Raw genomic sequence first — 21,773 nt, forward strand, 5'->3', positions numbered from 1 at the left:
GATGCGCATGGGCGGCTTTCGGTTCGGGTGGGGCCGACCGTCATCGGTCGCTCCCGAACCGTGACAGCTGCCCGATCCGGTCCGCAACGTCCTCTAGCGGTCATGTCCGGAAGAGGGCGGCGGAGGAGGTCCGGGGAGGGCGGGCCTGCTGAACAGATTGACGACGTTGCCGTCCGGGTCGCGGACGAGGGCGGAGCGGTTGCCCCACGGCATGGTGGTCGGTGCGAGCACCACGTCCTCGCTCCCGGGTTCGAGCTCGGCGAAGGCGCGATCGACGTCGGCCACCTCGAACTCGAGCAGGACGGAGTGGTTCGACGCAGGGGTGACGACGCCGTGGAGCATCCCGACCGTCGCGGTGTGGGCGATGGCGAGGGTCGCGCCCGCTCCGGTGAACTGCGCGAAGACCGGCGCCGGGCGCTCGGCTGGTCGGCCGATGACCTTCTCGTAGAAGGCGACGAGGCCTTCGAGGTCGTCGGTGACGATGCGGAGGGAGGTGAACGACATGGAGCTCCTTCAGGGGTGAGGGTGAGGCCGGTGAGGGTGAGGTCGTCCCACCAGGCTCGTCGGTCTTCGCGACACCGTCCTGTCGGTGTTTCCGGAGATCGTCGGCGTCTCCGGGAGATCCGCGCGCCGGATCAGCCGTCGATGACGGACCGCAGCCGTCCGTACTGGAGCGCGAGGTCCTCGGCTCGGAGGGTGCGCTGCGGGGTCCGCTCGTCGGTCACCTCGACCGACAGCATGCGGTCGCCGCGGAACGCGCGGACCCCCTCGCGCAGCCGGCACCAGGCGATCAGGTACCAGTGCTCCTCCTTCCCGATCGAGCCCAGCGGTTCGACGTCGCGCACGGACTCCGCACCGCTGCTGTCCCGGTAGCGGAGCCGGACGACCCGATCCGCTCGCAGGGCCGTCGCGAACTCCGCCGGAACGACCGCTTCCTCCTCGCTCTCCAGGAAGTGCACCCGCGAGGCGACCGCGCCGACGCGGGCGGCCTCCCCGTCCGGCAGGACCGCGAGCGTCTTCCGGGCGGCGGTCCGGGCTGCGTGCCGGAAGGGACTGCGCTCCAGCGCGCTGAGGCCGATCAGCACGGCGAGGGCCTCGTCGAGTGTGAATCCCGCCGGGCCGAGGGTCGCGGACGCGTCGATGACGTAGCCGCCCGTCCGGCCCGGCTCCGCCCAGATCGGCAGTCCGGACTGCTGCAGCGCGGACAGGTCCCGCTCGATGGTCCGCACGGACACCTCGAACCGCTCGGCGAGGCGGCGTGCGCTCCGCGGCCGGGGCGAGACCGCTCGCAGCTCCTCGACGAGCCCGTAGAGACGATCGGTGCGGTTCACCCGACCATCATCCGCCCCGCCCCGGTCGTTTCCTGGCTGCCGGGTCGGGGGCACGGACATCGCGGTCCTGCAATGCGTCGCTCGGGCGCGCACTTCGAAGAGCGCCGGCCCGAGCCGACGCCCGACGTCAGAGGTCGGCCGTGGTGGTGAGGATGCGGTGGGCGACGTCGTGCAGCCGGGCGCTGTTCGCGCGGGCGTGAGTGCGGATGAGGGCGAAGGCGCGGTCGATGCTGATGCTGTGCCGCTCGGCGATGACGCCCTTGGCCTGCTCGATGAGCACGCGCGAGTCGAGGGCGTGCTGAAGCTGAGCGGCGAGATCGTTCTGCTGCTGGAGGTTCTCACTGTGCACGAGAGCGAGGGCCGCGACGTCGGTGAACGCCTGGAGGAGAGCGATGTCGCGGGAGCCGAGGGGTCCGGGCTCCTCGGAGAACACGTTGAGCGCTCCGAGTGTCCGGGTGCCGAGGCGCAGCGGTGTGGCGTGCGCGGAGCGGAAGCCGCGGCTGAGGGCGATGCGGGTGAACGCCGGCCACCGATCGGTGTCCGCGAGGTCCGGGAGGTCGACGGTCTCGCCGGTGCGGAAGGACTCCAGGCACGGCCCTTCGCGGACGCCGAGCTGCTCCTCCTCGACGTCGGCCGCTCGTTCGCTGGTGGACGCGAGCACGTGCAGCGTGCCGTCGGCGTCGGCGAGGACGATGCCGGCGTCGAGCGTGGACGTGAACTGCGTCGCGGCCTGCACGAGGACGTCCATGGTGTCGATGACGTCGTGGTCGGGCTCGAGCGACTCGGCGAGAGCGACGAACACCTCAGCGAGAAGCACCTCGCGCTCAGAATCAGCCATGCCACGACCCTAGGGCGCCCGGACCTGTCCGCGACGAAGGGGCCTCGGCTGGTTCCTCGAACGCGCGCCGGCCCGTACGCTCCGCCTTTCGCGGGCGGACAGCACGGTGCTAAGGGCTCGTCCGGCAGGGGAGTCGAGAGGGTCCGGGACGAGGAAGTCAACGCTCTCGACCCCGAGAGGCTGGTCCCCTACCGTCAGGGACCAGTCGTTCGTCGCGCCCGGACCCCGCGCGGTGAACCCCGGGCCGTTCAGGACGTCAGCGGGCAGGGAAGCGATCGCGGGTCGCTGGCTGAAAGGTCCCGAACGTGCGCGACCCCGCAGAACCGGTCATCGATGCTCTGCTCGCCGCTCTCGATCCGCCGGGCGCCGTGCACCCGGGTTTCGCCCGCCACGTCGCGGAGCGGTTGCGAGAGCTTCGCCCGCGGCCCCTGGTGAGGGTGGGCGACAGGGACCGAGTCGCCCTCTGCGAGCCGTACCTGCGCGGCTTCCCCATCGACGGTGTCGCGATCTCCACCCTCGGGAGCGCCTTCGACGCCGAGACCGTCGCGGCGAGCGACTCCACGGCGATGCGACTGGACGAGATCCAGCTGGATCTCGGAGAAGGACCCTGCTGGGACGCCATCACCTCCGACGCCTCCGTCTTCGTCCCCGACACCACCATCGAGACCAGATGGCCGTCGTTCGCGGACGCGGTCCGCGGCATCGACATCCGCGCGGTGTTCGCGTTCCCGCTCGTCTTCGCGGGCCTTCCCGTCGGCGCCGTCGACGTCTACTCCCGCACCTCCGGGCCTCTTGCCGACACGCTCGTGAGGGACATCACGGCCGCCTCCGCCATGACCTCGCTGCGCGTGCTCGCCGCTGTTCTCCACGACGCCAGGGAGGAGGAGAGCGGTGACCCCCGCTCCCGGCGGATCGTGCAGCAGGCGACGGGCATGCTCCTCGCCCGCTACCGCACCACTCCGGAGAACGCGCTGATGCTTCTTCGCGCTCACGCGTTCGCCCACGACCGCTCCGTCATGGACGTCTCCGACGACATCGTGAAGCATCGGCACGCCTTCCCCGACAGCCCCCTCACCGCTTCGGAGGACCCGTGGTGACCACGTCCCGCGACCCCGGAGCCGGCGAGCGCTCCGAGGGAGCCGGATCGCGCACGCGTCGCTACGCCTCGGGCGGCTGGTCGGGGCGGCGGCCGGGGCTGCGCTTCTCCCGGCGGAGCTGTGCGCCGCCGCCCGCGATCAGGGCGAGGGCGAGCGCGATGCTGCCGAGGCGCAGCGGCCAGGGCAGGTCCGGGAGCAGGATCATCGGCAGGGCGGCGACGAACGTCGCCCCCACGAAGTACCAGACCGCGACCGGCGCGGCGGGATTCTCGTTCGAAGCCATCCCTCCACGGTAGCCGCGGGGCTCGGCGCGAGCCTCCCCCTCAGGTCGCACATCCCTCGGAGGACGGGCGCGCCCTCCGGGTCGCGGCTCGAAGCGGTGCCCGCGCGACCGGGCGGACTCTCCACCGCACGACCTCGTCGCGCGTCGAGTGGGCGGTCAGGCCCCGGGCTCGGAGGATCGGTCGAGCTGCGCAGCGATCGGCACGGTGCCGGCGACGACGACATCGCCGGTGTGAGCGGTGGTGACGGTCTCGATCAGCACGATCTCGACCTCCTCCTCGGCCACGGGATTATGCCGCACGCCCCGCGGGACGACGAAGAACTCCCCGGGAGCGAGATGCACGTCGGGCCGGTCCTCGAGTCGGATGCGCAGCCGGCCCGAGACGACGAGGAACATCTCGTCCTCCTCGTCGTGAGAGTGCCAGACGAGCTCGCCGAGGAGCCTGGCCACCTTCACGTACTGATCGTTGACCCGCCCGACGACCCGGGGTGTCCAGTGCGACGACACCTGGGCGAGCTCGGAGGAGATGCTGACGCTGTCCTGATCCACGCGTCCAGTCTTCCGGGCGGACCCGCGCCGTCGTCTTCACTCAGGTCACCGAGAATCGCCCTCGGTCTTGTCGCCGTCCACGAGCCGATCCTCCGGAAGGTCCTCGACCGGGCCGCCTCGTCTCAGAGGGCTTCGAGCACCTCGACCGCCCGCTGCACGCCGTGCTCCCGCCGCAGGAGACGGCCCACCTCGGCCGCCCGCTCCCAACGGGACAGGGCGTCGCTCATCGCGGGCAGGAGGGTGCCCGCCGAGAGGCGGCGCAGCGGGACCGGGGCCGCGGCCAGCCCCTGCCGGTGCAGCTGGGCGGCCCAGAACGGCTGGTCGGCGGTGACGGGCACGACGACGGCGGGCACGCCGGCTCGGGCGACGGCGTGCGAGGTGCCGGCCCCGCCGTGGTGCACCGCGAGCGCGGCGCCCGGCAGGACCGCGTCGAACGGCGCCGACCGCACCGCCAGCACGTCGGGGCCGCGGCACTCGGTCGGCAGCGCGAGACCGCCCCACCCGGTGACGAGCAGCACCCGCAGGCCGAGGGAGCGGGCGGCCGTGACGATCGCGTCGCCGCGAGCCGAGGCGTCTCCGGTCGCCATCGAGCCGAACGACGCGACGAGGAAGGGTCCGCCGGCCAGGAACTCGGCGACGGCGGGGTCGGAGGAGGCCGCCTGCTCCGAGAACCACGCCCCCGTCTGATGCACCCGCTCCGGCCAGTCATCGGGGCGCGGCAGCAGCGCGGGGCTGACGGCCATCAGCGTCGCGCGCGACGGCGATCGCCGGGCCGGACGACGGCCGCCCGGCAGCTCGGTGGCGGCCCGGGCCACGTCGGCGTCGAAGAGCCGTGCGGCGCTGCGCGGCACGGCGTAGGTGTGCCGGTTGTACGCGCCGAGGTCGCGGGTGGCCGTCGGACCGCCGGCGGCGGGGAAGCGCGCGCTCGGGGTGGCCACCGGCGCGAACTCGACCAGCACGCGGGGCACGCCGAGCGCGTCCGCCGCCATCGGCGCACTGAGGATCAGCGGGTGGTGGACCAGCACGTCGGGCTCGAAGTCGACCGTCTCCCGCACCGCGGCGGCGAGCATCCGCCGCATCGCGGGCCGCACCTCCGCGCGCAGGTGCCGCGCGAGAGCCCACGGGGTGCGACCGGCGGGGGAGAGCACCCGCCGAGCGTCCAGACCGAGGGTCACGACGTCCACGCCCTCGGGGGCGTCCGCGTCGTCCGGCAGGGCCAGCCGGACCTCGTGACCCCGGTCGACGGCGTGCCGCGCGAGGGCGGCGAACGGCTCCACATCGCCGCGGGAGCCGGCGGTGACGAGGATGATACGCATCCCCCCAGTGTGGACCGCAAGTCATCACCGTGAATCGAGCGGCCGGATAGCCTCGGGCAGGTGACCGATGGCAGTGAGCGGACGGCGAGCACCGTGCCGTTCGCGATGGGCGCGGTCGTGCGCCGCCTCGTGCACATCTCGCGACCGGTGCTCTGGATCAACACCATCGGCTCCGGGCTCGTCGCCGTGTGGCTCACCGGCGCGCTGTTCGACCTGCGGGCGCTGCCGATCATCCTGTGGCTCACGCTGCCGTTCAATCTGCTGATCTACGGCGTCAACGACGTCTACGACCAGGACACGGACGCGGCCAATCCCCGCAAGGGCTCGATCGAGGGCGCCCGGATCCGGCAGTCCGAGGTGCGGCTGATCGCCTGGGCCGTCGCTGCGACCAACCTGCCGTTCCTCGTCTACTTCCTCCTCGCGCTGCCGCCGCTCGCGAACGCCGCGATCCTGCTCTACGCGGGCGTCTTCGTCTTCTACTCCGCGCCGCCGCTGCGCTTCAAGGCGCGGCCGTTCCTCGACTCGCTGAGCAACGCGGCCTACGCGCTGCCGCTGGTCATCGTGCCCGCCGCCGTCGAGGTGACGCCGGTCTGGCCGGCCGCCCTCGGGCTGATGGCCTGGAGCGTGGCCAAGCACGCCTTCGACGCGGTGCAGGACATCGTGGAGGACCGCGACGCGGGCATCACCACCACCGCGGTGCGGCTCGGCGCGCGCGGGACGGCCCTGTGGAGCGGAGCCTGGTGGCTCGTGTCCACGGTGCTGTTCGCGGTGGTGAGCGTGCCGGTCGCCGCCGTCAACCTCCTGATCGCCGGTGTCCTCGTCGTGCGCCTCCTGCGCGACCCGACGCCGGAGACCGGCCACCGGCTCTACCGGCTGTCGGTCGCCTTCCCGTACATCGCGGGCTCCTTCACCGGGGTCCTGCTGCTGGTCTCGATCGTGCTGGGAGGCAGAGCATGAGCCGCATCGTCGTCGTCGGCGGCGGGATCGGCGGGCTCACCGCCGCCGCGCTGCTCGCGCGCGCCGGCCACCGGGTCACCCTGCTCGAGGCCTCCGCCGAGCTCGGTGGCAAGAGCCGCCGTCTGCAGCTGGGCGAGGACCGCATCGACACCGGGCCGTCCCTGGTGACGTTCCCCGCGGTGTGGGACGAGCTGCTGCGGCGACTCGGCGACGGCGAGCGCGCCCCCGGCCGCCCGAGCGACGCCGGCCGGCTCGACCTGGTCCGCATGCCCGAGGTGGGCCGCTACTACTTCGACGGGGAGGAGACCTCGCTGCCGGTCGCGCCGGAGCACCCCTGGTACCCCGCCTGGCGCCGCTTCTCCGAGCTGCACGCGCCCCTCGCCGACGACGTCACCGAGCTGCTGCTCGCCGACCCGCTCGACCGGGCCGCGCTCCCGGCGCTGCGCCGGCTGCTGGCCGTCTACGGCTCGCGGCTCACTACGCGCGCCTACCTCGACGGTCTGACGTGGCTGCCGGAGGGGCTGCGCGAGATCATCGCGATCCACACCCTGAACGCGGGGGTCTCGCCCGCGCGCACCCCCGCCCTCTACGCGAGCATGCCCGCGATCATGGCCGAGACCGGGGCCTGGGTGCCCCGCGGCGGCGTGTACGAGATCGTGCTCGCGCTGGGTCGGCTGGCCGAGGCGGCCGGCGTCGAGGTGCGCACCGGGGAGGCGGCCGTCCGCATCGAGCGCGGATCGGTCACCACGGACGCCGGGCGGTACCCGGCCGACCTCGTCGTCAGCGCCCTGGACGCCGACCGGCTGGAGGCGCTGACGGGTCCGTCGCGGATCCCGGCGCTGCCCCGCCTGCACCCCCGGACCCTCTCCTGCTCGGCGATCGCGCTGTACGGCGTGCTGCGGGAGGAGCTGCCGGCGAGCGTCGCGACCCACAGCGTGGTGCTGCCGACCCGGCCCGCCGCGCTGCACCGCAGCCTCGAGGCGGGCGACGAGCCGGCGGACACCATGGTGTTCGTCAACCAGTACCGCGCGGGCGAGGTGTACCCGAATCCGCACAGCACCCTCGGCGTCCTGCTCACCGCGCCCGCCGACGGCGGCCGGTACACCGCCGAGCACCCCTTCGTGCGGCGCGAGGTCGAGCGCGTCTCGCGGGCGATGGGGCTCGACGGACTCCTGACCGACCTGCTCGAGGAGCAGACGGTACTCGATCCGCAGTACTACGGCGAGGGCGGCGAACCGCACGGCGCGCTCTACGGGGCGGCGCGGCCCTCCTGGCAGAGCGGTCCCTTCCATCAGCCCGCCTACCACGACCGCCTGCGGCCCTGGCTGTGGCGGGTGGGAGCGTCGGTGCACCCCGGCGGCGGGATCCCCGCGGTGGTGGGCGGCGCGATGATCGCGGTCACCCGGCTGCTGAAGGCGAACCCGGCCTAGCCGGCGCCCCCCTGCATTCTGGTCGCAGAGCGCCGCAGGCGCGTATCGAGCGGCGAAGCCGTTTCGCGTCTCGGTGGTCAGGAAAAGGACGCGGCGGCGCCGCGTCATGCCGGTCGAGTAGCCCCGCAGGGGCGCATCGAGACCCACCGTCGTCTGACGTGTCGGTGATGGTGGATCTACTGGGAAGAAACGTCCGCAGACATGCTGGTCGAGTAGCCCCGCAGGGGCGTATCGAGACCCACCGTGACCAGCAGGACGGGTGTGCAGACTCAGCGTCCTGACGGTGGTGGATCTCGATACGCCCGCTGCGCGGGCTACTCGATCAGCATGACTGAGCTGCGTGCGGCATGCGGCTGCGCCCCGTGCATGCTGGTCGAGTAGCCCCGCAGGCGCGTATCGAGACCCGCCGGCAGCCGCACGCCGGCCGCCGCGGGTCAGGCGGTCGTGAGCCGGAGCGGCGGTCGGGGCTGGATCGGCGTCGTCCGCGGTGCCGTCGGCGAGATCCACTGCACGATCGGGGTGGTCGTGGTCGAGCCCGGGCCGAAGGTGAAGCCGAAGTCGGTCGCGCCGGCGACGGTCGGACCACCGAGGTAGGCGTTCGCGGGGTCGCTCTCGTCGAGGACGGTCCAGCCCCCGGGCAGGGCGATCGTCGACGCGTCGAAGAGCGGCGCCTGGATGAGCAGGATCCCCTGGTAGTCGATCGCGTAGCAGTCGGCGGGCACCAGCAGCCGGAGCGTCGACGTCCCGCCGTAGACCGCCGGGTTCGTGGTCCACTCCATCGCCGGGAACCCGCGCGGTCCGACCTCGATGGTCGACGAGACGGAGCCGGTGGCGTCGCTCTCGGTCCAGGTGGCCGTGGTCGTCCAGTTGCCGGACAGCTCGCCGAACTCGACGTTGAAGCCCTTGGTGCCCGCCGTCACTCCCTCGGGGGCGATGATGCTGATCGTCCGACCGTTCTCGATCACCGTCCAGCCGGTGGGCGCGATGACCGACCGCGCGGGTGCGAACGCGTACGGCTCGAGGACGGTGAGGGTGAGGGTGCCCGTCCCGCGGACGACCGGCGTGCCCCGGGGCGCGGGCGGCAGGGTGAGCACCAGCAGGGACGACTCGTTCTGCACGCCTCTCGGGCCGTCCCAGGCCAGCGTCGCGGTGGTCCCCGCGGTACTCGCCGCGGCCATCGGCGCGCCCAGCGCGACCGCGACGACGGGCGTCGACCAGGCGGCCCCGACCAGGGTGCGCCGAGCGAGGCCGGAGGAGTGCGGATCGCGGAGGGCAGACGTGGTCACGAGACCTCACTGTTCCGGCCGGGCCCGCGCTGGGCAAGAGCCTCTTGCGGACATGTCCGGTTGCGGACAGCACGCCCGCGGCGCCGGGCGGCCGCGGTGAGCCCGGCCTCAGTCGCTCCGGCGCTGCGGCAGGAGGCGCCGCACCTCGCCGACGATCGTGTCCAGCGCGGAGTACCGGGAGATCGACGCCGCCATCCCGACCGCCCGCTCGCGGTACAAGGGCTCGCGCAGGACGGTCGTGATCGCGGTGTGCAGGGCCGCGGCGGTGGGCCGCCCGGACTTCAGGTCGACGCCGACGCCGAAGTGCGCGACGCGCGCGGCGACCTCGGGCTTGTCCTCCGCGGCGCCGGCGACCACGAGGGGCACGCCGTGGCTGAGCGCCAGGAGGGTGCCGCCGAAGCCGCCGTTGGTGACCATCACCGAGGTCAGGGGCAGCAGCTGCTCGTACGGCAGGAACTCGGCGGCGCGGGCGTTCGTCGGCAGCGGGCCGAGGGAGGAGAGCGGAGCGCGGCCGGTGCTCACCACGACGAGCACGTCCTCGTGCGCGAGCGCCTCGAGGGTGGGGCGGACGACCTTCGCGAGGTCGTGGTTGTCGAGGGTCCCCTGGGTGACGTGCACGACCGGGCGGCTGCCGTCTAGGTCCGCCCACCACTCGGGCAAAGCGGTCGCCCCCGGAGCCTGCGGGATCGGTCCGGCGAAGACCACGTTCGGGCTGAGGTCCGTCCGCGGGTACTCGAACTCCGCGGGCCCGAGCTGCACGAAGCGGTCGAACGCCGCGGTGAAGTCGAGCACGAAGGTGCGCAGCGGCACGCCCGCCGCCTCCTCGACCAGCCGCGTCCCGAGCCGCTGGGTCTTCGCGAAGAGCAGGCGGGCCACGAGGAAATTCAGGGCGCGGTTCCGCAGTCGCCCGACCGCGGTGGAGGACGGGGGAAGCGCCGTGTTGAACGGAGCGACGTCGCGGCTGACCTGCACGAGGGGGCCGATGCCGACGCCGAGGATCGGGGGTCGCGACGCCGGGTCCGTCTCGAGCAGGGGCAGGATGCCGGCGAAGAAGGAGTCGGTGAGGACGAGGTCGACCCACTCGCGGTCGAGGATCGCGCGGACGGCGCGGTGCTGCTCCGGGATCGTGACGACGAACGTCTGCTCGACCTGGTACCGCGAGAGCGCGAGGCCCCGGTGCCGGTGCAGATCGGGCAGGAAGCTCGCCTCGTCGCGCTCGTCGAAGTCGGCGCGCCCCGTCAGCGGCTCGTGGTGCAGGCCGGCGTCGTGCACGCGCTCCTCGAAGGAGGAGCCGGTCAGCACGATCACGTGGTGGCCCTCGTCGGCGAGACGTCTGCCCAGGGCGATCAGCGGTGCGACGTGGCCGTAGAGGGGGGTGCTGCAGAGCAGGATGGTGGCCACGTCGGGTCCTCGATCAGGTCGGTTCGGGGTGGTGCTCGGGGGAGTGCTGGTGCTGCTCGGGGGACTGCTGGTGCTGCTCGGGGGACTGCTGCTGCTCGGGGGGTCCGGGGTGGTCCGGCGGGAGGAGCAGGCGGGTCAGGGCGTTGCCGAGGAACTGCTCGAGCCGCTCCGAGCTCCAGCCGCGCTCGAGGGCGAGCAGGTTCCACAGCTGCGGGCTGGCGAGGGCGTAGAGGATGTCGCCCGCCTCCTCCGCGCTCATGCCGTCCCGCAGCGGACCGCGCACGAGGCGCGCGAACGCCTGCTGGTCGGCGAGGCGGCCGGCGCTCTGCCGGGCGAGGTCCTCACCGAGGGCGGGATCGTCCTGCGCGGCGGCGGCCATCACGTTCCACAGCGGTGCGGCGCGCTGCGCGAGGGCGACGGAGTGGTGCGCGAGCTGCCGCAGCTGCACCTCGGGGTCGGTCTCGGTCGCGACCGCCGCGACCCACGCCTGCTCGGTGACGCCCGCCTCGGAGTCCTGCCCGGTGGTCATCGCCGCCGTGAGCGCCCGGAGGACGTCGGCCTTGCCTCCGATAGCGAGGTAGATGGTCTGGACCGACGTTCCCGCGTCGCGGGCCAGCTGCGAGATCGTCGTCCCCGCGTAGCCCTGCGTGAGGAACAGACCCGCGGCGGCGTCGAGGATCCGCGCCCGGGTCTGCGCGCGATCGGTGTCTCCGCGCTCGCGGCGCCGGCGGGCGTCGTAGGACCGGGGGGTCGCCTTCTGCTCGTCGCCGCCACTCATCGCGATGAGCTTACGGAGCCCGGCGGTCGAGCGGTCGGCGGGGAGGTGGACCCGTCTCGAGCGGATCGGACCGATGCTCGGTCCGTGGGCCGCACGGCCTCATCTCCTCGACCGGCCGCGGTGGCGCAGATAGACGATCCCGGTCGCGATCTGCCCGACGGTCGACAGGAGGAGGAGCGCGGTGACGGCGTCGAGGTCGCTGCTGCCGCGTGTCGACGCGCCGATCACGACCGAGAGGATCGCGAGCAGGAGGAGGGCGCCGCCGAGCGTGATGCCGGCGCCCGCCGCTCTGCTCCAGAACGGCTGCCAGGTGACGGTGCGAGGGGCAGTGGCTGTGGTCACGGAGGGGTCCCTTGGACGGAGGCGGGAGGTGGTGGGGCGTGGCATGGATCGGGACCGATTCGGCTGCCCGCTTGCTTCGTTTCTCACTATAACGGCACTCCAGCTACATCGACAGTGCACCGGTGTGACTGGCGACCGGAGAGGCGCGATGTCCTGGCGTCGGCGGTCCGGAGCGCCTGCTCTCGGGCCGCGGTCCCCGTCCACAGCCGATGTGATCATCGGCCGGAGCATCAGCACGCAGCTCGCGGGGCGGCCGAGGCAGGACATCCACCTTCTGGTGGCCGGGCTCACGGGCCGTACGGCAGGCTGAACGAGAAGGAAGGGGCGACCGATGGCGGCAGGGGCGAGAGGCGGGCGCTCGACGTCCGAGGTGCGACTCACCCAATGGACCTGGTTCAGTCGCGCAGGAGCGCCGACGGAGCGGGTGCTTCTCGGAATCGCTGTCCCCGTGCTGATCGGCGTCGGCGTCGTCTCGGAGGCACTGGACCCGGACGCCCTTCCCCTCGCCGCTCGCGTGGCGATCCTCGCCGGATCGTTCGTGCTGCTGGGCGTGCTGCCGCTGGTGGTGCACGCGATCCTCCGGCCGGCACCGTTCGCCGATCTCTCGGCGAGAACTGTTCGCGTGGGCTCTCGCGTCACGCCCTTCGCGTCGTTCACTGCGGCGAGGAGGGTGGACACCGGTGGCGGGTCGAAGCGGGTCGTTCTCGAGGTGTCGGCGCCCGGGCAGAAGGTCCTTCTCGAGCTGCGCGACAGGCTCGGCCGCATCACGACCGACCCGACCCGCGACGCCGTCGTGACCTTCCTCCGAGGAAGCAGCGTCGCGATGCCGTCCTCGTCGGACGATCCCACCGGCCGGTTCGCTCACGTGAACTTCCCGCAGCACCTCACCCGCGAGCAAGCCATCGAGCTCGCTTCCGCTCCGCTGACGGTCCCCGACATCGGCGCCGGCCATCACGGCGGAGAAGCGTCGTAGCGCGGATGTCAGCGTTCCGGCGGGGGAAAGGTCCGCGGGGGAGACGACTCCGGGACCGGCTCTGCCTTCAGTCCTCAGGCGTCGATCCTGCATACGACGGAGGACTCCGGCGGAGCCTGCGAACGTCGATGTCGACACAACGCTGGGCAGAGCGGTCATCGGTCGCGGCTTTCGTCGACGCCACCATGAGCTGCATTCCGGCTTCGCGCGTCGCGGTGGTCATTGGCTTAGACGGGATCATTCTTCCCTCAGCGCACCTCACTGTCGCACGACGATCCGCTCCGCAAGGGGACGCGGCTGCGGACGACTGCTGATGTTGCTCGCGGCTCGCATGACGTTCGGGCTCGTGCCGGACATGTATTGGTATGAGCACCCGAAACGGAGCACCCGTGACCGACCCTCTCGATGACCTGATCCGTCACGCAGCGCCACCTACTCGTCAGTCGTTCCCTGCGACGCGAGGCGACGCCGAGCGCCTCGCTCGCGTCATCATCGAGGAGGCGCATCAGGGCGGCCGGCGCCCGCCTCGCCGCCGTCGTCATCTGTGGCTGGTGGGCACGCTGAGCCTCGCGGGCCTCGGTCTGGGGGTCGCGGGCGCGGTAGCGGGACCGGTGATCCTGGACTGGGCCGGCTTCGTTCCCGATGCCGCCGTGCAGCGGTCCTTCGACCTCGGCGACGGGCAGGGGAACGTGCTGTGCCAGGTCGCGATCCAGGTGGAGCCCGACTACTCGGCCGGCCCGGCCGCCGACGTCGAGCGCGAAGCCCGCGAGGCGCGCGTCTTCCTCAGCAGTCACGACTGGGATCCGACGATCGCGAGCGTCGACGCCGAAGCCAGACGAGTCGCGATCGAGCAGGAGCAGGCCGACGCCGATGCCGGCGGCTTCACCGCGGACCCGGGGATCGCGGTGACCCGGCTGATCGCGGATCGCATCATCGAGCAGTTCAGAGACGCCGGCTACGGCACAGGTGTCTCCATCGAATCAGCCGGTGGTTGCGACATCGGAGAGGAGCAGGCGCCGTGAGGGCCCGAAGAAGCGCCGTCTTCGAGGCCGTGTACCTCGCCAACGCCGCCGACCTTCTCAGCTACTTCGAGCGTCGGGTCTCGCCCGTCGCGGACGCCGCGGATCTCCTCAGTGACACCTATCTCGTCGCCTGGCGGAAGGTGGACTCCCTCCCGACCGACCCGGAGCAGGCGCGCATGTGGCTGTTCGGGGTCGCCCGCCGCACCCTCGCCAACGTGCAGCGCGGCAACGCACGCCGCTCCGAGCTGGCCGGCAAACTCGCCTCCACGCTGCACGCGATGCCATCAGAAGACCCGACCGCCGAGAACCTCGACGTGCGACTGGCGCTCGACGCTCTCGCACCGGACCAATCGGAACTCGTCAAGCTCGTGCTCTGGGACGGCTTCACCGTCATCGAGGCCGGCAAGATCCTCGGGTTCAGCGCCAGCACAGCTCGGGGTCGGTATCAGCGCGCACGGGCGTCGCTTCGGGCACTGCTGGCGGAGAAGCAGCTCGTGGCGGACGGCAGCAGCTAGGCCACCGGCGTCCTCGAGGAGGGCGGTCGCGCGCTGTCAGCCGCCGGTCCCGGGGTTCTCGGTCGACAGATCTGCGAGAGGGGCTGGTCAAGCGTCGATTCCGGCGTTCGGTGGACCGGATGTCTTCCTTTGGCGGACCCCTGAGTTCGCACTACCGGCGCTACTGATCGTCGTCACCGGCTCGACGATCTCGGTTAGGGCTGCTCCTCCTAGGACACCAGCAGCGCCCATCCGCAGGCCGCGAGGAGGCCGATGAGCAGCGCCACTCCTGCCCAGATCGCGTCGACTGTTGCCGAGGTCCCCCTCGAGAGCCGCACGGCACCGAGAACCAGGATCAGCCCTGCGCTGACCAACTGCAGGGAGAAGGCCACCTGGTAGAAGCCGTAGTCCATCGCGGTGTCCGGCGGGCCGCCTCCCTGAAGTCGAAAGCTCGACGCCGCAGCGAGGAGGAGGAAGAGGAGGGGGAGGACGAAGAGCCCGGAGAGTCCGATCGTGTGGAGAAGGATCGGAACGGAGAAGAGATCCGAGGGGGGTCGCTGTCGCGACCTCGACGAGTGGCCTTTCTTCGCTTGATCCGGCATGCAGGGAGCATAGAGGCGTCAAGAACGCTGCAAGCCGCCGCCAAGAGGGGGTCACTTGCGATCTGGGCCTACTTCTCCCGGCATCGCGAGCCAGAGGACGAGGGTGAGGAAGAGGCCGAGGATTCCACTGAGGAGCAGTGCGACGAGGGTGAAGGCGGAAGCGCCGAACGATGCCTGAGCATCATTGCCCGTCTCCACCGGCACGAACCAGAGGACGACGGCGCCGACGATGAACAGCGCGCTGACGACGAGGGCGCCGGCGCACGTGTCTCGCCGAACGGTGTCTCTGGATCCGCCTTCTGAGCGACTGACGAGCCAGACGATTCCGATCAGAACGGGAGCGCCGGCGAGGCACGCTAGGAACACGGGTGCTCCTGGTCGGCGAGGCGTCGATCCGGCATTCGCATCGGTCGGCTCTTCGAGGTCACCAGTCGTCACCCAATCCGCGCAGAGGGTCGGTCGCCGGTCCTTCCTCGTGGAGGCGGTCGGTGGCCTCCGGGGTGGGTGACCGTCCCGAGAAGAAGAGCAGGACCACGAAGACCAGGATGGACAGGACTGCGCTCGCTCCGAGAATCAGGCCGTCGAGGAACGCGAAGGACGGGGGACCGCCGAGCGGATCGCGGTCGATCAGGGGTTCTGCGAAGCGGTATACAGCGAATGCCGCAGTGACGACGATCCCGACGATGCTCGCGACCACCCAGACCAGGCGTCCGCGACCGTCGTGCTCAACGCTGCGCCGGTACAGGATCCATCCCACCCCGATGTAGAGGGGCATGAGTACCGCGGCCGAGGCGATGACCATCACGCTCCCGTGCTGCGAGTAATCGGCCGCCTGGCGATCTTTCCGCTGACGGTGGCATGCTCGTCCTCTGCATGCGGGATGCCGTCGGAGGCGAGGCGGAACGCGACCGCCCTGAGCCCTTTCGGCGATGTCCCCACGGGCTCAGGGTAAGCGACGTCATCGCCGTTCTTCTGGTCGTGCATTCGGGCACTCGGATCGAGCGATGACGAGTGCCGTCTTTCTTCGTGGTCGGTCGTAGATCGGGGAAGAGCGACCGCGTCTTGCTAGGGTCCCGATCGATGGATGAGTCCCGAAAGCACGGACGCCCCTCTCTGATCGCAGGAGTGACGATCGCGGGTGCGGCAGTCCTGTGTGCCCTCCTCTACTACGGGGCCCTGGCCGTGTTCGCGACCGAAGGGGATGTGCCGGCGGCCTCGACGATCGACCTTCCCGACGGGAGCGAGCTCGTCGGCGAGACCGTCGAGTGCGCGTCCGGCGGATGCTGGCGGCTGCTGTCGGTGCGCCCGCCCGACGGGATGACTCCCGAGCAGTTGTCGGGCGAGATCGGAACGACGCCGCAGGCGCGCATCGCGGGAACCCTCTGGGATCCACGCACCATCACGGTGAGTTCGGCGGTCGAGGGACCAGTCTTGAAGGTGCGGGCCGATTACTGGTCCCAGGAGTACGTTCCCTAGCGCCGTGAAACAACTGTCCGGACGCCGGCCGCATCGCGACGACAGGGGTCGACTGCTACCCGCTCTGCCGAGGACGATGATGCTTCTGCACGGCGTCCCGAATGGGACGGGTCACCGATCGTTCAAGTCCGCGGCTGTGCCGATCGTGCTCCGTAGCGGGGTCGTCCCGGAGCTCTGACGTGATGCTCGCCGCCGGCGAGTGGTGCTCGTGCTCAGGAACACGAAGCCGAACCCCGTGAGGGCGAGGTACGCCGGCGCCAGAAGTGCGCTGACGATGACGAGAAGGACCTCGGGAGCGGTGAACGGCTGCTCGAGCGCCGTGAGGAGCGAGGCGCCCACGACGTGGAGCGCCGCACCGACGCCGATGATCCACGACGCGGGCTTCTCGAGGAGCCCGGCGCGCACAGTCGAGACGGCGGCGAGGAGTGCTGCCGCCAGTGCCGTGACGCTGAGCACGCCCAGCGCGAGGAGGGGTGGCCCGAGGTCGAGCGGCGGAACGAGGCTCGACCACGCCAGGTGGAAGGTCGTCCACGCGGCGGCGAGACCGCCGAGCCCGATGCCGGTGGCGAGGAGCGGACGGCCGCGCCGGGAGGCCGTGATCGCCGTGCACAGCCAGGCGAGAGCGATGAGCACCGCGGCGACGAGGACGGGGAATCCGTAGCTACGGCCCATGGTGTCGACGTTGCCGCCGGTCGCGAGCGTCAGGGTCCGCCCGCCGACCTCGAGGACGACCGACCCGTAGGACCAGGCGGCGAGGAGGAACAGGACGCCGATCGAGCTGCCGGCGCGACGGCCGGGACGACCAGGGGCCAGGAGGCTCTCGCGGATGCCGGCCCAGGCGAGCCCCGTCCGATCGCGCGGAGTCGGACCTGGCACACCGGTCGCGTCGTCCCGGTCGAGGAAGGTGCCGACCACGCTCTCGCCGTTCTTCTCGCGCCACGCTGAGGGGAACCAGCGGAGCGATCGCCGGTAGGCGTCGGCGGAGCCTCCCGTCATGCCGGATGAGCTGTCGGCCGTCATCGCGACCCTCCCCACGGGAACTGCGGGCTGCTCACCGGGATCTGGGAAGGGCTCGAGAGCTGATCGGCCCGACCGGGACTCAACGGTCGGGATCGATCGGTCGTGCTCAGGAACACGAAGCTCGCGCCTGTGATGGCGAAGGACGCAGGCGCCAGCAGCATGAAGGCGACCGCGATGACGGCGCTGACGATGGTCGACGGAGGGTCTGTGACGGCGATACCCCACACACCGACGACATGCCCCGCACCGCCGGCACCGACGAACCACCGAGCTCTGCGCTGAACGAGGCCGGCGCGAGCGGCGGCAGCGATGGCGAGGATCGGTGCTGCGAGCGCCACGATGCTGAGCAAGCTCAGGTGGCGCGGAGCCGACTGGAGTTGGAGCGGTGTGAGGGGTCCGGACCACCAGAGGAGCCAGAACGCTGCCGTCGAGGTCAGCCCGCAGAGCAGGATCGCTCCAGCTGCGAGCGCCCGGTGACGGCGAAGGGCGACGACGGCCGCAGACATCCAGGCGAGCGCACCGAGCCCGACCGTAGCCAGCACTGGATTGGGGTACATGGATGTATGGAAGTTCACGACCCCGGTGATCAGCACGAGGAGGGCGCGCCTGCCGACGTCGAGGGCGACGGCCGCCAACGACCAGGCGGCGAGCAGGAAGAAGGCCCCGATGACGGTGGTGCCGAGCCTCGGACGTCGGACGGTGGCGACGAAGGTCTCGATGATCCCGGCACGCGCGAGATTCACCCAATCGGAGCGGGTGGGGCCGGACGTCCCGATCGCGTCGTCGCGGTCGAGATACGCACTGATCGCACTCTCGCTGTTCCTCTCGCGCCACGCCGCCGGGTACCAGCGCAGGGCTCGGCGATAGGCCGCGGAGGAGGAGCTCATGCCGTGGCGCTCCGTCCGAGTCGACGGACGGCGCTCGAGGCGGCGCGCTCCATCTGCGCCAGCCGTTCGGCGTCGGCCGCGAGGCGGGCCTCGCCGGCGTCGGTCAAACGGAAGTACCGGCGTCGGCGGCCGCCGACCTCCTCCTCGCCGTCGACGGCGATGAGTCCCTGCCGTTCGAGCCGGTCGAGAGCCGAGTAGAGGGTCGGGATCTTCAGGACCATCGCGCCGCCGGACAGCTCCTGCGCCGCGGCGATGATCCCGTAGCCGTGGGTCCTGCCGCGCGCGAGGACCGTCATGATCCACAACCGCGGCTCTTGGATCTCATCCATGTCCGCACCATACTCCGCCTCGCAGAGTATCGCGAGGCGCTGCGAAGCGGCAGTGTCGACGCCTTCGCCCGGCGGTCCAGGTGATCGTCCACCACAGCGCCGGCAGGGTCTTCTGGATCGTCGTCGCGCTCCTGCGCGGAACGACCGACGAGGAAGAACCCGGCCTCGCCCCATGTCTCAGGCGTCACCATCGAGCCGTTCACGCAGGCGAACCACTCCCGGTACGAGTCCGGCCAGGTGAGTCCAGTCCGCTGCTCCGCGAGCACAATCTGCTCTGGTCGCGCGATTGGCCGCAGCGCGGCAAGAGTGATCGGCGCCTCCTTCCGGAGTGCGTCGACGAGCAGGCCCCACGCTTCGCGAACGATCGTTCGGCCAGCCTAGAACACGGTCTCACCCGCGACATGGGCGAAGTAGACAAGGACGAGGAAGGAGAAGAACGAGAACACGGCGCCAGCGATCAGCGCCTCCACCGCAGGCACGGCGCGTGTGAGCGGCGGGTGTCGCCGCCGGAGGACGGCCAGAACGGCCACGGGCACTCCGATGATGTCCCCGGTGAAGTCTGCTTCCACGCGGCGCAAGGAACGTCGTGACTACTCGGGTAGGCGACTCCTGCTCCGAGGTCGATTCCGAACAGTCCGATGTAGAAGGCGCGGACGAAGAGTAAGCCGGGAACCAGGTGCACGCCGACAGCCGTCACAGCGAGCATCGCGTCCGGAGCGCGCGGACCGAGTCTCTTCCGCATCGATGGCCGGTGATGCACGCGAAGAACACCATGAGTTCAGCCCAGCACGCGCGAGCTTCATCCGAAGCTTCGACATGCCTTTCACTCTCCTACCGCGGGCTGGACGCGTCTTTAAGGCGCCAGCTTTACGGCGGCGGCGACAATGCCGGGATCTTTTTTGCTCACCACTTTCGCCCGTCTCCCACTATCCAGTTGCCACGAGTTGCAGGAAGATGCAACGTGTTGCCGGTCGTCTCGTTGAGGGCCGCAAAGAGTCGTATCATCGACCTCGTCTCCTCCGCCACGATGGTCTCGTCATCTAGTAGCCTTTGCGGAAGTGATGTGCGCTTTTTGTTCGTACTCAAACTGACCAATTTCTCAGGCCTGATACCTTGATCTAGCACCTCAACTCCATGTGTTGAAAAGCAGACAAGAAATCCTACTCCTTGAACGCCGAGCGCTGTCACGTCCGCCGCGAGGTAAAAAGGTGCTCGCCCGTCCGATGGTGTGATATCGAAACTTATGCCAGCATGCCTTGCTCGCACCTGCATAGAGGGTTCTTCGGTCCGAAAGAATAAGACGCGGAAGAATTCTCGAGGGATCATGCGATTTTTGAGCGGATGTAGCAGTCCGTTGGGCATCGTTCTCGATCCGGGGTCATTCATTTGGAACATGCCTGCCGACTTTATTGCCCACGCCTCAGCGATACTCGCCTCCACCGAGTTCAACGAAGGAACCGGCTTCAACATTCGTCTTAAAACAGGTTGAAACTCTGTTTCCAGACGGCTCATCCAGCCGTTGTTGCAGTTGGCGCATACTGCTTTTACTTGCATATCGAAAGGAGATTGCCTCTTGCCTCGATTAATATATTCCAGCTGGCCGGATTCGCTGTCCAGCCGCCCTACTTGATGCGGTTCGTTTGGGATAGGCACGCCGACCCATGCCTGCCCTGTTGGCGTTTCCTGCAGCCATTGCGGAAAAACATGCTCATTTGTTAGTTTATCTGACGACCCGCAAACCACACACTTTCGCAAGAGTGACGCCAATCCTTCAATGCAAATTTTTTGGAAGGTGAAGTGGACAAGATATTTTTAGAGCACTATTCTAACCCACCTGTCCCTCGCGTCGTGCCCGGAGCCACTACAGCGGAGCGGGCCCCTTCAGCACTTCATTTAACACCTGGCCCGCGTTCCTGGTGATGCATCCCCATCGCGGGGCACATGGCTGAATCTTGAGCAGTACGGCCGAAGAGTCGAGGTCGTGACGTTATTTCACCACTCCGTCGCACATACACGATGACCAAGCTTGACCGGCTTATACCAATGTCTTGGTACTTCCCGACCTTCCCCGTTCCGGCGGCACGAGCGCCGCCCGCGCAGCGGCGACGGAGCGCACAACGTGGAAACCGCTGACGCGGCCGTACTCTGCTGCCCGGGAGGTTTCGGTGCGTCGGAAGCGACTGCTCTGGCCACGCGCGAGCGTCTTCGCATCTCGGCCAGCGGAAGCCGATGCTCGGTCTTCGCTTTGATGACGAAGCCCGATCTCGGCTCCACCTGCTCGAGGCCGATCGGGGCGAACCATGCAGTCGAGTGGCCGCGGGCGTGCTCAGCGTCGCGACGTTCTTCCCTCCGTGGCGTTCAGCGGTCGATGGACTGCATGTTCGCGTCGTCGTGGCGGGCACCGGCGGCGGGCGTGAGGGTGTTGAGGCGTTCGATCTGGTCGGCGGTCAGCTCGATCGCGTCGGCCGCGGTGTTCTCTTCGACACGGGACACGCGGCGGGTGCCGGGAATCGGGGCGATGTCTTCGCCGCGGGTGAGGATCCAGGCGAGGGCGGTCTGGGCGGGGGTAGCTCCGATCTCGGCTCCGATCGCGCGGACCTCGTCGACGATCGCGAGGTTGCGGGCGAAGTTCTCGCCGACGAAGCGCGGGTTGGTCTTGCGCCAGTCGTCGTCCGGGAAGTCGTCGACCGAGCGGATCTGCCCGGTGAGCAGGCCGTGGCCCAGCGGCGAGTACGGCACGAAGCCGATGCCGAGCTCGCGGAGGAGGGGGAGGATCTCGTCCTCGACGTCGCGGGTCCAGAGGGAGTACTCGGTCTGCAGTGCGGCGATCGGGTGCACGGCGTGCGCACGGCGGATGGTCGCCGCGGACGCCTCGGAGAGTCCGAGGTGGCGGACCTTGCCCTCGGCGACGAGTTCGGAGACGAGGCCGATGGTGTCCTCGATGGGAGTGTTCGGGTCGACGCGGTGCTGGTAGTAGAGGTCGATGTAGTCGGTGCCCAGGCGACGGAGGGAGCCCTCGACGGCCGCGCGCACGGTGGCGGGGCTGCTGTCCATGACGCCTGCGCTGGTCTTGCCGCCGTCGTGCTTGACGAGGCCGTACTTGGTGGCGATCTGCACCTGGTCGCGGCGCCCGCGGATCGCACGTCCGACGATCTCCTCGCTGAGGAACGGGCCGTACACCTCGGCGGTGTCGATGTGGGTGACGCCGAGGTCGAGGGCGCGGTGGATCGTGTTGATCGACTCGTTCTCGTCGAGGGTGCCCTCGGCGGTGTACGTGCCGGCCATGGTCATCGCGCCGAGGCCGATGCGGGAGACGGTCAGGTCTCCGAGGTGTGCGTTCTTCATCAGTGTCTCTCTGTCGG

26 protein-coding genes are annotated in these 21,773 nt (G+C 70.2%); 7 read left to right on the forward strand and 19 right to left on the reverse strand.

Annotation, left to right across the window (positions count from 1 at the left end):
- Positions 1-93: 93 nt before the first annotated feature.
- From HQQ86_RS18885 to HQQ86_RS18895, 3 genes are all read right to left on the reverse strand, one after another.
- Positions 94-504 (reverse strand): VOC family protein, encoded by a 411-nt coding sequence (locus HQQ86_RS18885; RefSeq protein ID WP_173289945.1) that lies wholly within the window; start codon positions 502-504, stop codon positions 94-96.
- Positions 505-635: 131 nt separating this feature from the next.
- On the reverse strand, positions 636-1,331 hold the full coding sequence (locus tag HQQ86_RS18890; protein WP_173289947.1) for a YafY family protein: 696 nt from the start codon (positions 1,329-1,331) through the stop codon (positions 636-638).
- 127 nt (positions 1,332-1,458) lie between these two features.
- Positions 1,459-2,169: a GAF and ANTAR domain-containing protein gene (locus HQQ86_RS18895; RefSeq protein ID WP_173289949.1), complete on the reverse strand. Its 711-nt coding sequence runs from the start codon at positions 2,167-2,169 to the stop codon at positions 1,459-1,461.
- A gap of 437 nt (positions 2,170-2,606) precedes the next feature.
- Here HQQ86_RS18895 and HQQ86_RS22190 point away from each other — a divergent pair, with 437 nt between their 5' ends.
- On the forward strand, positions 2,607-3,266 hold the full coding sequence (locus HQQ86_RS22190; RefSeq protein WP_173289951.1) for a GAF and ANTAR domain-containing protein: 660 nt from the start codon (positions 2,607-2,609) through the stop codon (positions 3,264-3,266).
- 61 nt (positions 3,267-3,327) lie between these two features.
- On the opposite strand, the gene HQQ86_RS18905 is transcribed toward HQQ86_RS22190, so the two are convergent.
- The 3 genes from HQQ86_RS18905 to HQQ86_RS18915 all read right to left on the reverse strand — a co-directional run bounded on the left by HQQ86_RS18905 (position 3,328) and on the right by HQQ86_RS18915 (position 5,414).
- Positions 3,328-3,549, reverse strand: a complete 222-nt coding sequence (locus tag HQQ86_RS18905; RefSeq protein WP_173289953.1) for a hypothetical protein — start codon at positions 3,547-3,549, stop codon at positions 3,328-3,330.
- 156 nt (positions 3,550-3,705) lie between these two features.
- Positions 3,706-4,098 carry a cupin domain-containing protein gene (locus tag HQQ86_RS22195; RefSeq protein ID WP_367948737.1) on the reverse strand — a complete coding sequence of 131 codons (393 nt, stop codon included), beginning with the start codon at positions 4,096-4,098 and terminating at the stop codon, positions 3,706-3,708.
- A gap of 122 nt (positions 4,099-4,220) precedes the next feature.
- Positions 4,221-5,414, reverse strand: coding sequence for a glycosyltransferase (locus tag HQQ86_RS18915; protein WP_173289955.1), 1,194 nt, complete (start codon positions 5,412-5,414; stop codon positions 4,221-4,223).
- A gap of 60 nt (positions 5,415-5,474) precedes the next feature.
- Between HQQ86_RS18915 and HQQ86_RS18920 the strand changes: the two genes are divergently transcribed.
- Both HQQ86_RS18920 and HQQ86_RS18925 read left to right on the forward strand, forming a co-directional pair.
- Positions 5,475-6,371, forward strand: coding sequence for a UbiA family prenyltransferase (locus HQQ86_RS18920; protein ID WP_367948738.1), 897 nt, complete (start codon positions 5,475-5,477; stop codon positions 6,369-6,371).
- Positions 6,368-7,801 carry an NAD(P)/FAD-dependent oxidoreductase gene (locus HQQ86_RS18925; protein WP_173289957.1) on the forward strand — a complete coding sequence of 478 codons (1,434 nt, stop codon included), beginning with the start codon at positions 6,368-6,370 and terminating at the stop codon, positions 7,799-7,801. The genes HQQ86_RS18920 and HQQ86_RS18925 overlap by 4 nt, the downstream gene beginning before the upstream one ends.
- Positions 7,802-8,235: 434 nt before the next feature.
- On the opposite strand, the gene HQQ86_RS18930 is transcribed toward HQQ86_RS18925, so the two are convergent.
- The 4 genes from HQQ86_RS18930 to HQQ86_RS18945 form a co-directional block, all read right to left on the reverse strand.
- Positions 8,236-9,087: a hypothetical protein gene (locus HQQ86_RS18930; protein ID WP_173289959.1), complete on the reverse strand. Its 852-nt coding sequence runs from the start codon at positions 9,085-9,087 to the stop codon at positions 8,236-8,238.
- Positions 9,088-9,195: 108 nt separating this feature from the next.
- Positions 9,196-10,488: a glycosyltransferase gene (locus HQQ86_RS18935; RefSeq protein WP_173289961.1), complete on the reverse strand. Its 1,293-nt coding sequence runs from the start codon at positions 10,486-10,488 to the stop codon at positions 9,196-9,198.
- Between the two features lie 13 nt (positions 10,489-10,501).
- Positions 10,502-11,266, reverse strand: coding sequence for a TetR/AcrR family transcriptional regulator (locus HQQ86_RS18940; protein ID WP_173289962.1), 765 nt, complete (start codon positions 11,264-11,266; stop codon positions 10,502-10,504).
- A 99-nt stretch (positions 11,267-11,365) separates the two neighbouring features.
- Positions 11,366-11,608 (reverse strand): hypothetical protein, encoded by a 243-nt coding sequence (locus HQQ86_RS18945; RefSeq protein ID WP_173289964.1) that lies wholly within the window; start codon positions 11,606-11,608, stop codon positions 11,366-11,368.
- 424 nt (positions 11,609-12,032) lie between these two features.
- On the opposite strand from HQQ86_RS18945, the gene HQQ86_RS18950 reads away from it, so the two are divergent.
- The 3 genes from HQQ86_RS18950 (at position 12,033) to HQQ86_RS18960 (ending at position 14,118) form a co-directional block, all read left to right on the forward strand.
- Positions 12,033-12,581, forward strand: coding sequence for a hypothetical protein (locus tag HQQ86_RS18950; RefSeq protein WP_173289966.1), 549 nt, complete (start codon positions 12,033-12,035; stop codon positions 12,579-12,581).
- 389 nt (positions 12,582-12,970) lie between these two features.
- Positions 12,971-13,603 carry a hypothetical protein gene (locus tag HQQ86_RS18955; RefSeq protein ID WP_173289968.1) on the forward strand — a complete coding sequence of 211 codons (633 nt, stop codon included), beginning with the start codon at positions 12,971-12,973 and terminating at the stop codon, positions 13,601-13,603.
- Positions 13,600-14,118 carry a sigma-70 family RNA polymerase sigma factor gene (locus HQQ86_RS18960; protein ID WP_173289969.1) on the forward strand — a complete coding sequence of 173 codons (519 nt, stop codon included), beginning with the start codon at positions 13,600-13,602 and terminating at the stop codon, positions 14,116-14,118. Before HQQ86_RS18955 ends, HQQ86_RS18960 begins: the two co-directional genes overlap by 4 nt.
- Positions 14,119-14,327: 209 nt before the next feature.
- Here HQQ86_RS18960 and HQQ86_RS18965 read toward each other — a convergent pair whose 3' ends face one another.
- From HQQ86_RS18965 to HQQ86_RS18975, 3 genes are read right to left on the reverse strand one after another with little or no spacing between them, the layout of a single operon-like run.
- Positions 14,328-14,699, reverse strand: coding sequence for a hypothetical protein (locus HQQ86_RS18965; RefSeq protein WP_173289971.1), 372 nt, complete (start codon positions 14,697-14,699; stop codon positions 14,328-14,330).
- Between the two features lie 51 nt (positions 14,700-14,750).
- Positions 14,751-15,137, reverse strand: coding sequence for a hypothetical protein (locus HQQ86_RS18970; protein ID WP_173289973.1), 387 nt, complete (start codon positions 15,135-15,137; stop codon positions 14,751-14,753).
- The gene (locus tag HQQ86_RS18975) at positions 15,124-15,474 is read right to left on the reverse strand and encodes a hypothetical protein (RefSeq protein ID WP_173289975.1); all 351 of its coding nucleotides are present in this window, start codon (positions 15,472-15,474) and stop codon (positions 15,124-15,126) included. Before HQQ86_RS18975 ends, HQQ86_RS18970 begins: the two co-directional genes overlap by 14 nt.
- Positions 15,475-15,779: 305 nt before the next feature.
- On the opposite strand from HQQ86_RS18975, the gene HQQ86_RS18980 reads away from it, so the two are divergent.
- Positions 15,780-16,175, forward strand: a complete 396-nt coding sequence (locus tag HQQ86_RS18980) for a hypothetical protein (protein WP_173289977.1) — start codon at positions 15,780-15,782, stop codon at positions 16,173-16,175.
- A 111-nt stretch (positions 16,176-16,286) separates the two neighbouring features.
- Here HQQ86_RS18980 and HQQ86_RS18985 read toward each other — a convergent pair whose 3' ends face one another.
- The 6 genes from HQQ86_RS18985 to HQQ86_RS19010 all read right to left on the reverse strand — a co-directional run bounded on the left by HQQ86_RS18985 (position 16,287) and on the right by HQQ86_RS19010 (position 21,756).
- Positions 16,287-17,195, reverse strand: a complete 909-nt coding sequence (locus HQQ86_RS18985; RefSeq protein ID WP_173289979.1) for a hypothetical protein — start codon at positions 17,193-17,195, stop codon at positions 16,287-16,289.
- A complete protein-coding gene (locus HQQ86_RS18990; protein WP_173289981.1) occupies positions 17,192-18,082 on the reverse strand; it encodes a hypothetical protein in 891 nt (296 codons plus the stop codon). The genes HQQ86_RS18985 and HQQ86_RS18990 overlap by 4 nt, the downstream gene beginning before the upstream one ends.
- Positions 18,079-18,411 (reverse strand): PadR family transcriptional regulator, encoded by a 333-nt coding sequence (locus tag HQQ86_RS18995; protein ID WP_173289983.1) that lies wholly within the window; start codon positions 18,409-18,411, stop codon positions 18,079-18,081. The genes HQQ86_RS18990 and HQQ86_RS18995 overlap by 4 nt, the downstream gene beginning before the upstream one ends.
- A gap of 377 nt (positions 18,412-18,788) precedes the next feature.
- The gene (locus HQQ86_RS19000) at positions 18,789-18,980 is read right to left on the reverse strand and encodes a hypothetical protein (RefSeq protein ID WP_173289984.1); all 192 of its coding nucleotides are present in this window, start codon (positions 18,978-18,980) and stop codon (positions 18,789-18,791) included.
- Positions 18,981-19,314: 334 nt separating this feature from the next.
- Positions 19,315-20,166: a hypothetical protein gene (locus HQQ86_RS19005; RefSeq protein ID WP_173289986.1), complete on the reverse strand. Its 852-nt coding sequence runs from the start codon at positions 20,164-20,166 to the stop codon at positions 19,315-19,317.
- Positions 20,167-20,769: 603 nt separating this feature from the next.
- Entirely contained in the window at positions 20,770-21,756 is a 987-nt protein-coding gene (locus tag HQQ86_RS19010) for an aldo/keto reductase (protein ID WP_173289988.1), read from the reverse strand.
- Positions 21,757-21,773 lie beyond the last annotated feature (17 nt).

The organism is Rathayibacter sp. VKM Ac-2857 (genome assembly GCF_013205025.1).
In the GTDB taxonomy this organism is placed as follows: domain Bacteria; phylum Actinomycetota; class Actinomycetes; order Actinomycetales; family Microbacteriaceae; genus Rathayibacter.

What these genes read in the sequence shown, in the direction of transcription:
- HQQ86_RS18915 (WP_173289955.1), bottom strand. Translation starts at nt 5,414, where the DNA reads ATGCGTATCATCCTCGTCACCGCCGGCTCCCGCGGCGATGTGGAGCCG.
- HQQ86_RS18975 (WP_173289975.1), bottom strand. Translation starts at nt 15,474, where the DNA reads ATGCCCCTCTACATCGGGGTGGGATGGATCCTGTACCGGCGCAGCGTT.
- HQQ86_RS18895 (WP_173289949.1), bottom strand. Translation starts at nt 2,169, where the DNA reads ATGGCTGATTCTGAGCGCGAGGTGCTTCTCGCTGAGGTGTTCGTCGCT.
- HQQ86_RS18990 (WP_173289981.1), bottom strand. Translation starts at nt 18,082, where the DNA reads ATGAGCTCCTCCTCCGCGGCCTATCGCCGAGCCCTGCGCTGGTACCCG.
- HQQ86_RS18940 (WP_173289962.1), bottom strand. Translation starts at nt 11,266, where the DNA reads ATGAGTGGCGGCGACGAGCAGAAGGCGACCCCCCGGTCCTACGACGCC.
- HQQ86_RS18925 (WP_173289957.1), top strand. Translation starts at nt 6,368, where the DNA reads ATGAGCCGCATCGTCGTCGTCGGCGGCGGGATCGGCGGGCTCACCGCC.
- HQQ86_RS18905 (WP_173289953.1), bottom strand. Translation starts at nt 3,549, where the DNA reads ATGGCTTCGAACGAGAATCCCGCCGCGCCGGTCGCGGTCTGGTACTTC.
- HQQ86_RS19010 (WP_173289988.1), bottom strand. Translation starts at nt 21,756, where the DNA reads ATGAAGAACGCACACCTCGGAGACCTGACCGTCTCCCGCATCGGCCTC.
- HQQ86_RS18980 (WP_173289977.1), top strand. Translation starts at nt 15,780, where the DNA reads ATGGATGAGTCCCGAAAGCACGGACGCCCCTCTCTGATCGCAGGAGTG.
- HQQ86_RS18885 (WP_173289945.1), bottom strand. Translation starts at nt 504, where the DNA reads ATGTCGTTCACCTCCCTCCGCATCGTCACCGACGACCTCGAAGGCCTC.
- HQQ86_RS18985 (WP_173289979.1), bottom strand. Translation starts at nt 17,195, where the DNA reads ATGACGGCCGACAGCTCATCCGGCATGACGGGAGGCTCCGCCGACGCC.
- HQQ86_RS18995 (WP_173289983.1), bottom strand. Translation starts at nt 18,411, where the DNA reads ATGGATGAGATCCAAGAGCCGCGGTTGTGGATCATGACGGTCCTCGCG.
- HQQ86_RS18965 (WP_173289971.1), bottom strand. Translation starts at nt 14,699, where the DNA reads ATGCCGGATCAAGCGAAGAAAGGCCACTCGTCGAGGTCGCGACAGCGA.